At 55.5% G+C, this 13,134-nt stretch carries 14 protein-coding genes; all 14 read right to left on the bottom strand.

Annotated elements, in window-relative coordinates:
* Positions 1–660, bottom strand: coding sequence for an ethanolamine utilization microcompartment protein EutL (gene eutL, locus DSM2777_RS09490; protein ID WP_061553815.1), 660 nt, complete (start codon positions 658–660; stop codon positions 1–3).
* A gap of 12 nt (positions 661–672) precedes the next feature.
* Entirely contained in the window at positions 673–1,554 is an 882-nt protein-coding gene (eutC, locus tag DSM2777_RS09485; protein ID WP_061553814.1) for an ethanolamine ammonia-lyase subunit EutC, read from the bottom strand.
* Between the two features lie 18 nt (positions 1,555–1,572).
* Complete coding sequence (locus tag DSM2777_RS09480; RefSeq protein ID WP_025801782.1) at positions 1,573–2,934, bottom strand: ethanolamine ammonia-lyase subunit EutB; 1,362 nt, start codon at positions 2,932–2,934, stop codon at positions 1,573–1,575.
* 12 nt (positions 2,935–2,946) lie between these two features.
* Entirely contained in the window at positions 2,947–4,368 is a 1,422-nt protein-coding gene (gene eutA / locus DSM2777_RS09475; protein WP_061553813.1) for an ethanolamine ammonia-lyase reactivating factor EutA, read from the bottom strand.
* Position 4,369: 1 nt separating this feature from the next.
* The gene (gene eutH, locus DSM2777_RS09470) at positions 4,370–5,617 is read right to left on the bottom strand and encodes an ethanolamine utilization protein EutH (protein WP_061553812.1); all 1,248 of its coding nucleotides are present in this window, start codon (positions 5,615–5,617) and stop codon (positions 4,370–4,372) included.
* Positions 5,618–5,651: 34 nt separating this feature from the next.
* Positions 5,652–6,866 carry an iron-containing alcohol dehydrogenase gene (locus tag DSM2777_RS09465; protein ID WP_061553811.1) on the bottom strand — a complete coding sequence of 405 codons (1,215 nt, stop codon included), beginning with the start codon at positions 6,864–6,866 and terminating at the stop codon, positions 5,652–5,654.
* Positions 6,859–7,701, bottom strand: a complete 843-nt coding sequence (eutJ, locus tag DSM2777_RS09460) for an ethanolamine utilization protein EutJ (protein ID WP_046457766.1) — start codon at positions 7,699–7,701, stop codon at positions 6,859–6,861. Before eutJ ends, DSM2777_RS09465 begins: the two co-directional genes overlap by 8 nt.
* An 11-nt stretch (positions 7,702–7,712) precedes the next feature.
* Positions 7,713–9,140 carry an aldehyde dehydrogenase family protein gene (locus DSM2777_RS09455; RefSeq protein WP_061553810.1) on the bottom strand — a complete coding sequence of 476 codons (1,428 nt, stop codon included), beginning with the start codon at positions 9,138–9,140 and terminating at the stop codon, positions 7,713–7,715.
* Positions 9,141–9,198: 58 nt separating this feature from the next.
* Positions 9,199–9,486 (bottom strand): ethanolamine utilization microcompartment protein EutN, encoded by a 288-nt coding sequence (gene eutN / locus DSM2777_RS09450; RefSeq protein ID WP_025801770.1) that lies wholly within the window; start codon positions 9,484–9,486, stop codon positions 9,199–9,201.
* A gap of 141 nt (positions 9,487–9,627) precedes the next feature.
* Positions 9,628–9,921: an ethanolamine utilization microcompartment protein EutM gene (gene eutM, locus DSM2777_RS09445; protein WP_061553809.1), complete on the bottom strand. Its 294-nt coding sequence runs from the start codon at positions 9,919–9,921 to the stop codon at positions 9,628–9,630.
* Between the two features lie 74 nt (positions 9,922–9,995).
* A complete protein-coding gene (gene pta / locus DSM2777_RS09440) occupies positions 9,996–11,051 on the bottom strand; it encodes a phosphate acetyltransferase (RefSeq protein WP_061553808.1) in 1,056 nt (351 codons plus the stop codon).
* On the bottom strand, positions 11,041–11,895 hold the full coding sequence (gene eutT / locus DSM2777_RS09435) for an ethanolamine utilization cob(I)yrinic acid a,c-diamide adenosyltransferase EutT (protein ID WP_061553807.1): 855 nt from the start codon (positions 11,893–11,895) through the stop codon (positions 11,041–11,043). The genes pta and eutT overlap by 11 nt, the downstream gene beginning before the upstream one ends.
* Before the next feature lie 38 nt (positions 11,896–11,933).
* Positions 11,934–12,671: an ethanolamine utilization acetate kinase EutQ gene (eutQ, locus tag DSM2777_RS09430; protein WP_061553806.1), complete on the bottom strand. Its 738-nt coding sequence runs from the start codon at positions 12,669–12,671 to the stop codon at positions 11,934–11,936.
* Entirely contained in the window at positions 12,671–13,132 is a 462-nt protein-coding gene (eutP, locus tag DSM2777_RS09425; protein ID WP_046457771.1) for a EutP/PduV family microcompartment system protein, read from the bottom strand. The genes eutQ and eutP overlap by 1 nt, the downstream gene beginning before the upstream one ends.
* Positions 13,133–13,134 lie beyond the last annotated feature (2 nt).

Here is a 13,134-nt window from a genome sequence, read left to right as displayed (position 1 = left end):
TTAAGCGCGCTGAATAGGACAGCGTGCTATCTCCAATACCGCTTCGCTAAACGCATTACACGCTGCTTTACACGCCGCCTGACTGCCGCTTAAAAACGCGGCGGAGTAGTTGGTTTCTGACGGTGGTGCAACATAGGTCACCAGTTGCACATCGGCAGCTTTCAGCGCCGCATCGATACCAAAGGTGGCTTCTAGCGGCGGTGCGACCAGATACGCCAACGGATCGCCCAACCGAATACCGGAGGAACCCGACAGATAAGAGCCGGTGCGTGAAACCACGTGCGCGAGAAACGCCGTATCTTCGGCATCGCTGGCCCACTGAAACGCAGGCCCTTGTTCGATCATGGCAAACATCGCATCTAAACCAGCGCGTACTTCGGCGGGGTTTGGCCCACCGAGCATAATAATCACCTCACCCGAAGACGGTGACGGCGAGTTCGCGGCACCCGCGTACAAAGAACGGCCATAAACAACTTCAACCTGAGCCTGTTTGGTGGCTTCATCGGCGGCAATATAGGCCACATCGTCAGAGTCCACGGTAATCAGGCCAAGACTGCGAATATGCGACGGCAGCTTCAGCTCACGGCGGAAATCTTCCTGCAACGCAGCAATCACCCTCATCGCTTTGACGCTCGGTTTAATCAAATCTAATGCTGGCATGGTGTTTACTCCTTAACGCGTCATCGAAATACCGGAGGCTTTCTGCTCCAGCATCCGTTTGGCCAAATCCACAATCACCGCTGCCGCTTCAACCGGAGGCGTGCCGCCACGATGGATATTTGAAATGCAGGTACGATCGGCTTCTACCGTGGTGGCCATACATGGTGAATAGACCGCATAGCAGGACAGGCTTTCTGATTGCCCCAAACCTGGACGTTCCCCCACCAGCAAAATCACCACTTTTGCGCCCAATAGCTCGCCAATCTGATCTTCTATTTTCACGCGCCCGTAGCGCACAAAGAACGGCGTACCCACGTTCATCCCCGCCAGCTCCAGCCCTTTCAGCAACGGCGGAAGGATCTCGTCATAGTTAGCGGTAATCGCATCGGTTGATAGACCATCAGAAATCACCACCTGAACATCTGGATTGGCTTTGCACTGGGTTTTCAATGTTTCAATGGCATTAGCGCTAAGGCGTCGCCCCATATCGGGACGGGTGAGATACAGATTTTTGTCGCTGATCTCAGACTGCACTTCCAGCAAACCATGCTTTTGTACCCACTCCGGCGGCACCTCTTTGAGTACCGTATCTTTGGAGCGCGAATGGTCAGCCAAAAAACGTAACAACGCCTGAGTACGTGGCCGTGGGCCTGCACGACCGGTGCATACGCGCGCCGCGGTGCTAGCCCGCAGCTCCTGTAGCACATCTAAGCGATGCGGGTTTTTAACCCCGATCCACTGCTTGGCCTCGTCAGAACCGAGGTCGACAGAACAACTTTCGCCGCTCTCCGCGCCCGTGATCACCTCAGTGGCAGCCGGTTGCGCGCTGGCTTCTGGCTGCGCCATACGCGACATCACGCTGCGCACAATCTCTTCTATTTGCTTTTGATCCATGATGATTTACCTCAGAAATCAGAAAAAGAGCGACGGATCACCGGCGCGGGCGGTCAAACGGCCATTCGCCATCAGCCCCATGGTTTCGAGCCAACGCTCAAACTCCGGCGATGGACGCAGGTTCAACAGTTGACGCACCGTCGCCGTGTCGTGGAATGCCGTGGTTTGATAGTTGAGCATGATGTCATCACCCAACGGCATCCCCATGATGTAGTTACATCCGGCGGTCGCCAGCAGGATCATCAGGTTTTCGTTCAGGTTCTGATCGGCATCCGCATGGTTGGTGTAGCAGCAGTCGCAGCCCATAGAAATTCCGCTCAGTTTGCCCATAAAGTGGTCTTCCAAACCGGCGCGGATAATCTGGCGATCGTTGTACAAATACTCAGGCCCGATAAAGCCCACCACGGTATTCACAATGAACGGATCGTAGTGATGCGCTAACCCGTAGTTACGCGCTTCCATCGTGACCTGATCGGCACCGAAGTTAGCACCCGCCGACAGCGCTGAGCCTTGTCCAGTTTCAAAATAGAGACAGTTGCTACCGGCAATCCGGTTGTATTCCGCGCCGACCGCACGCGCTTCATCGAGCATCGCCAGCTCAACGCCAAACTCTTTGAGCCCTTTTTCGCTGCCGCAGATACTTTGGAAAATCAACCCACCCGGCGCACCGCGTTTGATCGCTTCGATTTGCGTCGTCACATGCGCCAGCACGCAGCCTTGGGTTGGAATAGAAAACTTATCGATGACACCGTAAATGGTGTCTAGCACGCGGCTCAGGTTATCGACGTCGTCGGTCACGGGGTTCACCCCGATCACCGCATCGCCCAGCCCAAATGAGAGCCCTTCATAAATCTGCGCCACAATGCTCTGCACATCGTCGCGCGTATCGTTCGGTTGTAAACGCGCGCTAAAAGTACCGGGAATACCGATGGTGGTATTGGCTTTCTTAATCACCGGCATCTTTTTGGCACCGTAGATTAAATCGGCGTTGGAGCAAATTTTAGCCACGGCGGCAACCACTTCGGAGCTGATCCCTTTGCGTAAAAAAGCGATGTCATCCACGCTGGTTTCATCATCCAAAATGTATTCGCGCAGCTCGCTAATGCTCCAGTTTTTCACGCGGGCATAGGCGGTTTCATTGATGTCATCTTGAATAATGCGCGTGACGCAGTCTTCTTCATACGGGATCACCGGATTCATACGAATATCCGCAATCGTCATCTCTGACAGCACCTGTTTAGCCGCGACGCGCTCTTGCGAACTCTCCGCCACCACGCCAGCTAACACATCCCCCGAACGCAGTTCGTTGGCTTTCGCCAAGACCTGCTTCACATCCTTGAACTGATACGACTTACCGAATAGCTGTGTTTTTAGTTTCATAAACAAATTCCCTTAAGAAGGAAAAGCCAGTGACTTGACGGTGACCGGCACCACTGCGCCGCCAAAAAGCGGTGTGCCGATATCGATGTAATCGCCGGTTCGAGTGATCACTTCATCGATCACCGCCAGCTGACGTTGTGCCATCATCGGCCGCAGCAGCATGCCCAAAGCCTTGCCAAAATCCTGACAGGCAACGACCAGCAGCGGATGCGGATTCGAAAAGCGGGTGCTGAATTCCTGCAAGGCGTCGATACAGTGCTGTACCGAGGCGTAGTTCACAGGCAGCTCGGTAGGCAACGCCAATGCATAGAGATCGTGCTGCGGCTGCAAATCCATTTGGGTTAGCGCCTGCAACCACGCTTCTACCAGCGAGGTCGCATGACTGGCGTCAGGATGAACAACCGGAATATTGCGAATAGGCAGAGACAGGCCATCCAACCAGATAGTGCTGCCAGAAAGAGAAAGCGTGTGCGCGCCCGCGCCAATGACGGTGGCACGCACGGTTTGATTCGGTACCTGCACCGGCAGCGCGGCAAATCCCAGATCGAGATGAATAGCCTGTGCCAGCAGTGGGCCGATATCGCCAAACCGGAATGGATTGCTATTGTCGTCGGTTTCGTTCGTGCGAAAACACTCGCCCACGCCGCCCGACAGCGTTAAGGCATACAGCGAGTCACAGGCGGGGAGCGCACCGGTCATCAGTAAGCGTTGCGCTAACGGAGAAGGTGCGCCATTGAAGACTTCTAACAGCAGTTGCGCCATGCGCGCGGCAACCTGTTCAAGCTGTGCTCGCGTCAGGCTCGTTACGTTAACCCCTTCGCCAAACACAGAATCCGCAATCCATTGCCCTGCGGGATGAGCACGCAGTACGCGACCGTCGGTGCTGGTTTCAATCAACCGCCCACCCACGTTTAAGCAGGCGGAGCTGACTACCCGCCCCGCTTCGAACAGCGCATAGTTTGCCGTGCCACCGCCGATATCAATGTTTAAAACCCGCGCCATTTTTTGCTCGGATAAGGCCTGCGCCCCCGAGCCAAAACCGGCAATAATCGACTCTAAATGCGGCCCCGCGGTGGCCACCACAAAATCACCCAGCCGCTGAGAAAGCGACACAATCGCCGGACGAGCATTACGGGTTTTGGCCGTTTCACCGGTGATAATAATGGCGCCCGAGTCTATGGTTTCTGGCGCAATGCCTGCGGCCTGATACTGGGCAAGCACCAGAGCCAGCAGCTCTTCTTCCCGCAGAAAACCGGCAAAATCGACCGGTGTAAACAACACCGGGCTTTGCCAGATAATCTCGCGCTTCACGAACTCATAGCGAGGCACCTGAGAAATAGACGCACGGTTCACCAACGACAGGCACGAGAAGATTACCTGTGTGGTGGTGGTGCCAATATCAATACCGACGCTAAGCAGTTCGAGAGTTTTCACGCTAGGCCTCCTCAGACACAGGTTGCTCAGCGTTAACGGCGATGTCTTCCCCTTTCGGCACCAGCATCATGGCAACGCCGATGGCCGTAACCCCACCGACTAACTTGCCGACGATCATCGGGAAAATCATGCTCGGCATATTCGCTGCGGCAAAACCGAGGTGGTCGCCCAGCGCAAAGGCGGCGGACACCGCAAACGCACAGTTGATCACTTTGCCGCGCGCATCCATTTGTTTCATCATGCCAAACATCGGTATGTTGTTAGCCAGCGTGGCAACCATGCCACCGGCGGCCATGTTGTTAATCCGCAAAACACCCCCAACGCGCATTAACGGCTTTTCAAACCAGCGAGTTAACAGCAATACCATCGGGTAGGCACCGAGCAGAACACAGGAGATTGAGCCGATAACTTCAATCGCACGCATTACCTGACCGGGCTTATCGCCTTCGGTCATGAAAATAGGATCTAGGCCAGGAATGATCGTCCAGCCCACGGCAAACTTAGCCACCGCGGCGGCCAAACCTACGGTGATGATTGCCACCAAAATTTTGGCGAAAATCTGGAAGCCGTTGATCATTTTTTCGGGGATCAGCTTCAGCCCCAACGCAACCAGCGCCGCCACGATGAGAACGGGGATCATGTTCATCAAGATCAGGCTCAGCGTGAAGACCACCGGCTGACCGTTCACTTCCACGCCGGAATACATCGCCACCAATCCGCCCGCAATACAGCCAATCGGAATGGTGACAATGCCTGCCAATACGCCTAGCGCCAAATAACGACGATCGGATTTTTCAATAATTCCCAATGCCACAGGGATAGAGAACACGATGGTTGGCCCCATCATGGAACCGAGAATCAAGCCAGAGTAAAGCCATGCGGCGATGTCTCCACCCGCCAGCTCTTTGGCGAGGAAGAAACCGCCCATATCACAGGCCAGCAAAGTGCCTGCAAACATGGAAGGGTTCGCCCCCAACATTTCATACAGAGGAATAATGATTGGCCCGAGCAAATACGCCAGCACCGGTGCCAGCGCGGTCATCCCCACCATCGCCAAGCCCAAGGCGCCCATCGCCATAAAGCCTTCTTCGAATTGACCGCCCGAGCCAGAAATACTCTTTCCCACCGAGCCAAGGCCAATTTTGCCTAAAATCTGCTCCGAGCCGCCAAACTGGGTAAATATGCGATCCACTGCCGCAATCAGCATGAAGATCATCATGATGTACATGATAATTTCGTTAATGCCCATAGCCTGTTCTCCTTCAAAGCCTGTTTAAGTCAGCTCACGAGCCCCGATACAGCGCCACAATTTGAGCCTCAGTGACGGTGCGTGGATTACTTTGTATGCACACATCTTGTAATGCTGCACGGGCGAATTCGGCGTAGTCAGATTCCTGCCCGCCATAGCTCGCCAGATTGCCGCCCAATCCCACATCTTCAATCAACTGCGCAATTGCCCGAATGGTGCCTGCCGCGTCGCAGGTTTCCCGCGTCAGGGCATGACCAATTTCGGCAAACGTTCTTTTGCACACCAAGCGATTAAAATCCATCACCTGTGGCAGCATGATGGCGTTCGCCACGCCGTGCGGAATGCCATACGCCGCGCCAATCTGATGCGCACAGGCATGACACAGACCCAAACCCGCATTCGAGAACGCCATTCCCGCCATGTAAGACGCCATCATCAGCGACTCGCGCGCCGCCAAATCTTGCCCCTGCCCAACCGCCTGCGGTAATGCCTGACCAATCAGCGTAATGGCGCGATGTGCCAGCGCTCGGGTCAGCCCTGTGACATTGGTGGCCACATAGGCCTCGATGGCGTGAGTCAGCGCATCAATACCGGTTGCGGCCGTCACGTGCGACGGCACGCCCAGCGTTAAACAGGCATCAATAATGGCCATATCAGGAATGAGCAGCGCGTGAACCAAAACCTGCTTACGGTGCTGAGGCATCGCGATAATGACCGAAACGTTAGTCGCCTCTGAGCCCGTTCCGGCGGTGGTTGGAATGGCAATCAGTGGCAGGCGGCGCTTAAGGCGTAAAGACGGGGTAAGCTCGGCAAAATTCAGCGTTGGATTAGCCGCCTGTAACGCGGTGGCCTTCGCCGCATCCAGCACTGAACCGCCGCCCAGCGCAATCACACCGTCGCACTGCACCTGTAGCAACTGCGTCACCGCAGCGTTAACATCGGTATCGATGGGTTCACCCGGAGGACACGCCCAGATCTCATAGGCCACGCCGCTTTGCTCAAGGCTTCGCAGCAAAACCTGCGTCATGCCAGCCTGATGCAAACCGCCATCAACCATCAGAAAGACGCGCTCAATGCCGCGATCCACCAGAGATTGACCGCAGCGGCTGACCGCCCCCGGCCCCATCAGGGTGGAAGGCGGCACCGCAAACTCACGCACCTGACGCGCATTCATCATGTCCAAGGCCTGATAAAGCGCGGTCTGGACTAAATCGCCCTGCGGCACTTCATGTGATGATGAGTTATGCATGACACCCTTCCCCTTCGCTGATCCCACAGGCGGCAATTGCCAGCGGCGTCATAAAGATCGACTGCGGTGGCAGATGGATTTGGTGTTGAGGAAAACGCTGTTCAAATAGCGCCTTAACCCCTGGCTGCATACAAGAACCACCCGCGAGCCAGAGCTCATCCACGCGGTGCCCTTGCAGATGTTGCTCGACGATATCCGCCATTTTTTCGTAAACCGGACGCACCGCGGGCCAGATCTCAGCGCCGCGCTCACGTTTTATTTGCTCGGCCTCTTCTAACGAAATCCGTTGATTTCCCGCAAGCGTGAGAGAAATGTGATGGCCGCCGGTAGCCTCATCACCGGAGTAAACCACCTTGCCCTGCGCCACCACGGCAATACCGGTGGTTCCGCCACCGATATCCACCACCGCCGCGCGGGTTAAGCCCATCATGTCCGCCACGGCGGTGGGTTCATCCAGCACTTGGGTGACGGTGAGCCCTGCGGCCTCCAGCACATTGATGGAAATACGCGGATCGGTGCCCGGTGGAAATGAGGTTGCCGCGCATTCAAAACGCCGACCAAACTGCGCTTCTAAGGTGTTCAAGTGCTGACGCACGATATTGACGGCGCCAAAGAAGTCCCACACCACGCCATCTCTCACCACATCCGCCCAGTCCAAACACACCGCGACGGGAACAGCGTCCGCATCAACCACCATCGACACCACGTCGCAGGTGCCCAAATCAATCCCTAACCAAAGCGGCTGGCGGGTTTCAATGGGCGCGGCAGATCCTTGCTGCAATTCGGCGGCACGTAACAAACGCGGGTGAAGCCATTCCTGTGCGGTTCGAGTCATTGACGCCTCCGTTATACGATGCGGAATGTATCCACCAGCACGCAGCGGCGCAGACGGACAAAGGTTCTGGCGGAAGTCACACCCTCACCGGTTGGCGTGGTAATCGTCATTGACGTCCAGCCTTCACCGCCAAGCCCCAGCCCCGCGATGCAAGGCCCGTTTTTGACAAAAATGCTGGTATCAATGGCATTGGCCATCTGGTTGAGATTTTCAATGTGACGGGAATGCATCGCCGCCGTGTGGTGACAGCCGCCTTCCAATTTCACCGCCAGCGCAATCGCCTGTTCGACGTTGCCCACGCGGATCACAGGCAGTACCGGCATCATCATTTCTGTGACGGCAAAAGGATGTGAAGACGAGGTTTCGGCAAGCAGCAGACGCGTTTTAGCATCCACTTCCAGCCCAATCGCGGCGGCAATTTTGGCAGCGTCGCGGCCAACCCAGTCACGGCAAACTGTTCCTTTGCCATGCTCATCGATATTTTTCAGCAGCAGAGGCATTAGCTGTTCCACCTGTGCCGAACTGAGTAACACCGCATGTTGAAGCTTCATTTCGGCCAGCAGTTGGTCGGCCACGCTGTCGACGACGATCAGCACTTTTTCATCGGCGCAGATGATGTTGTTATCAAAAGAAGCACCGTGCACGATAGCGCGTGCCGCACGAGGAATATCAGCCGTTTCGTCTACGACGACCGGTGGATTACCCGCACCTGCGGCGATCAAACGTTTGTTGGTATGTTTGCGCGCCGACTCCACCACGGCTTCGCCGCCGGTCACCACCAGCAAACCGATGCCCGGGTATTTAAACAGGCGCTGCGCGGTGTCAATATCTGGATTGGCGACGGTCACCATCAGGTTGGCTGGACCGCCTGCGGCCACCACCGCTTCATTTAATAGCGAGATGGTTTTCTGTGAGACTTTTTTTGCCGCCGGATGCGGCGCGAAAACCACGCTGTTGCCCGCAGAGATCATGCTGATCGCGTTGTTGATCACCGTTGCTGCCGGATTGGTGGATGGCGTAACGGAGGCCACCACGCCCCACGGCGCATTTTCAATCAGCGTTAAACCGTTATCACCGGTCAGCACCTGCGGCGCTAAGCATTCCACGCCCGGTGTGCCGCGAGCCTGAGCCACGTTTTTAGCGAATTTATCTTCAACGCGTCCCATGCCTGTTTCAGCCACGGCCATTTCTGCCAACACCTGCGCGTGTTTTTCCGCCGCGTGGCGAATAGCGTCCACCGCGATTTTGCGCATACTCACGGTTTTAAGGCCCGCAACGGCCGCTTTGGCAGCGGAAATCGCGTCATCCAGCGAGGCGAAAACGCCTGCGCCGTACACGTGCGTATCGGTTGTGTTAGGTGCCGAAGCCGTTACCGCCGGAGCTGACGCTATTCCAGCGAGTACCGCCTTCACCACTTGTTCGATTTCTTTCTGATCCATGTTCACTGTTCGCCCCGAATTGATAGCTGCTTGAATTTAAGCGGCTCGCTGTGGGAAATTACTTATGGAAAATCACCTGACTCTCCATCACGGCTTCATCTACGATGCCAATGACGCTGAGATCGACCGGTGACGCCTCGCTGTGCTGCGCGCGACGGGCGGAACTTCCCCCCACCACCAGCACCCATTCACCGTTGCCTGCACCAATACTGTCAGTGGCGACGCTACACTCCCCGCTTGGTTCACCCTGTCGGTTGATGGTTTCAACCAACAACAGCTTGTCGTGCTCAAGCCCGGGATGCCGCACGGTACATACGATCTGTCCTATCACGACGGCCAGTTTCACGTTTAACTCCTTACTCTGTTAAAAACGTTTTGGGTAAACGCAGGGTAAAAGCGTCCCGCACCGCCCGCAGGCAGCAAAAAATGATGTTGATGTGTTGCTAAAATAGCGTGACGTCAGATAACGACGTCACGCGAACATCGATTAATCCAGCGGGTTGTCGCCAGACATTTTGATAGGGAAAATTTCTTCCAGATCGCCATGCGGGCGTGGAATAACGTGCACAGAAACCAGCTCGCCGATACACTGCGCCGCGGCTGCGCCCGCATCTGTGGCCGCTTTACACGCCGCCACATCGCCACGCACCATCGCGGTAACTAAACCGCCGCCAATTTGCTTCACGCCTACCAATTTAACGCGAGCAGCCTTGACCATGGCATCCGATGCTTCGATCAGTGCGACCAGACCCTTGGTTTCAATCAATCCTAATGCTTCCATGATATATACCTCTCAATGAGATCCCGTTGGGACCGGTTTTTTAACCACGTTTTCATTTGATGCAGCAACGTGGGCTACATCAACTCACTTGCAGATGCCGCCATTTCTGGTTGGCGCTGCGTTACAGATTTATTCGCTGTGACTGGCGCGATTGGCGACGTGCACTGCGTTTGCGCCACCAGCACCAGTTCAATAATTTCACGTGCGCTACACCCGCGAGACAAGTCATGCATAGGTGCATTAAGCCCTTGAATCAACGGCCCTAAAGCACGATATCCGCCCAAACGCTGGGCAATTTTGTAGCCGATATTTCCCGCCTCAAGCGAAGGGAACACCATCACATTGGCATGCCCTTCTAATACGCTATCTGGCGCTTTTTGCCGTGCAACGTCCGGTACAAACGCCGCATCAAACTGAATTTCACCGTCCACCGTTAAGGCCGGTGCGCGCTGACGAACCAGTTCCGTCGCCTGTTGCACTGAAGCCACCGCCGGATGTTTGGCGCTGCCGCGGGTCGAAAATGACAGCATCGCCACGCGAGGCTCATCGCCCGTAATCGCGTGATAGGTGGCCGCGCTGCTGATGGCAATATCCGCCAACTGCGCCGACGTAGGCTGAGGAACCACGCTGCAATCGGCAAATCCCAGCGTTTGATCGCCCTGCGGCGACAGCATTAAAAAGAGCGAGGACAGCGTTTGGGTTCCCGCTTGAAGTCCGATAACCCGTAGTCCTGCACGTAATACCGCAGCCGTTGATGAGAGATTTCCGGCAATACATAAATCAGCTTTGCCGCTGGTCACCATCGCCGCAGCAAACCACAGCGGCTGACGCATTTTCTCATCGCAGTCAGCGGGCGTTTTCTCACCCAAACGCTGCGTTAGACGCTGGCAAAATTCGCGGTGCCAATCGTCGGCATTGTGCGGATCAATCACCGTTATGCCGTCCAGCGTAAAACGGTGACTCAGCGCGAAATGGCGCAGGGCAAAAGGATTGGCGAGCAAAATGGGCTGAGCCAAACCGTGGTGCAATAAATAGTGCGCGGCCTCAAGCACACGCTTATCCAACGCATCGGGGAACACCACCCGCCGTGGCTGGTTCTGCGCTAGGCGGCGGCAGCGATCAATGAGCATGAGCCCCTCCGCGTGCGATCGATTGTTTAAGTTGTTCTGCGCTTGGCCATTCGCCTTGGTGCCTATTTTGCCGAACGCACAGAATCATCAGCACATATACGGCGCTGGATAAGCGATTAAGCGCCTGTAGCAAATCGGCTTTCTGCACATGATAATCCGCGCCGATAAACACCTTGGCCGCCGTGATTTCTGTTTCTCGCACCGAAGCGCGCAGCAAATTCAGCAGCGCGACGTCGCGTCCTTGATTCACGTCGGGAACAATATGATCGTGTCCGAGGAATTTGAGCGGCTGATGCGATAAGCGATGGATCTCATCCGCCGTCAGCCCTGCAATCTCCTGAGCCGCCAACGGAATGTCCAAGGCATCAGCCCGCATAATGTTGCCTAGCAGCGAGCGGATATCAGCCAGCCAGTGTGCTGCCGACGCCATCCCACTCAGTTCGCTTTGCAGCCAGACGGCGGTGGCGATGCTGGCATCCAAGCGGGCACGAAAGGCCAAGCGTGGATCGTTTTTAGCGACCATCACCTGCGCATTAAGGTGAGTCAGCGTATCGGGCTTATCCACCACGGCCTGATGGCAAAGCTCACAGCTTGCCGCCGCAGCGCGATCTTGGCTGGTCAGCCCATGCACCGGCTGCAACTCAGGCAGCGCTTTATCTTCATCCAGCGACGCAGCAACAAATAGCCGTCCCTGCTCATCCTGAAATTTCACCAACAGACGACGCCCTTCTATCAGCTCACGTGCCGATGGCGTCATGCGGCTATCTGCTGGCAAACGAATCTCACTCCCTTCGCTCAGGGTATGATTGGCGCGTAACCAGTCTTCAGTGATAAAAGTTGTCATAATCGTCCCCCCTGCTTAGGGCCTATCCCAGTAGGCTCTTAGCATTCCTGCCAATTAGCGGGCCAAGCGACGTAAAGAAAACGCACATGGCTGGTGGTACCAAATTCGATGCTCGAACCGCGCGGGATAAACATCACGTCGCCCGCTTTACCCACCAGCGTTTCGCCTTGGTGGCGGATATGCAATTCGCCTTCTAAAATCATGTCAACTTCGTCGTAGTTCAGTGTCCATGGGAAAAAACCGTTTTCCCACTGCATGAAACCTGCCGCCATACTGCTGCCGTCCTGAGCCGTGATCAGGTCGGTCAGCCCGACCTGATGCTCTTTCGCCCCGTCAAAACGGCCAAAGGTTACGGAAGATCCATCCACGACCTTGACCCCGCCTTTACCCGTCACTGAACGAAAGCTTGGCTGGGCGCTATCTGATGCAGCCGCCGGCTGCTTCTGGGCACGCTGCTCTTGCTGCACTTTTTCGATAAGCTGCGCGAGCAATGTTTCGGTCACGCTGCCTTCCGGCAACTGGGCTAAGATGTGTTCACGAATACGCTGGCGCTCCGCGGCTGAGTTACTCTCTTGCGCTTGCGGCGCGGCGGTGTTTGCAGAAGGTGCAGGCGTGGAAGGTGTCGCCGTTAATTGCTCGATGATTTCAACCCCAAGCTGCTCGGCAACCACGCGCGCCTCTGGCGTTACGATGTAGTCGGCTAAAACGATATTGATGCTCTTTTGGCCTTGAACCTGTGCGGTGCGAATGTCATTCGCCGTGATCAGTTTTTTCATCACTTAACCCTTTTGTCCTGACCGTATTGGGCGGTCAAAAATGCCTTAAATTCGTCTAGGCTGTCGCTCGAGTGGCTGTTCACCACGAACATCGGAGGCTTGAATCCGGCCTCTGCCAGCATCTGTTTTACGCCTGCCACATCTGCGTCGGGTAAATCGGCTTTGCTGATCACAGCAACACGCTGTAAACGCGGATAAATATCGAGTAATCCTGTTGGAATACGACATTCAGGATCGTTGGCCGCGTGAACATAAATCAGCAATTCGCACTCAACTAACGTATTGATTAATGCGTGATAGAGACGTGGGTGACTAAAATATTCTCCGGGGGTATCAATATCGCCCTCGTTATTAAACTCAATGGCCTGCGTTTTTCTGGCCAGCGAGTAATCACCCTGTAGCGCATTAAATAAGGTTGTTTTCCCGGCGCCGACCGCGCCCACAAAAATAGCGCGCGTCATCG

Source organism: Obesumbacterium proteus, assembly GCF_001586165.1.
In the GTDB taxonomy this organism is placed as follows: domain Bacteria; phylum Pseudomonadota; class Gammaproteobacteria; order Enterobacterales; family Enterobacteriaceae; genus Hafnia; species Hafnia protea.
Note: the sequence above shows the minus strand (reverse complement) of the source record. Positions and strands in the feature narration are given on the sequence as shown.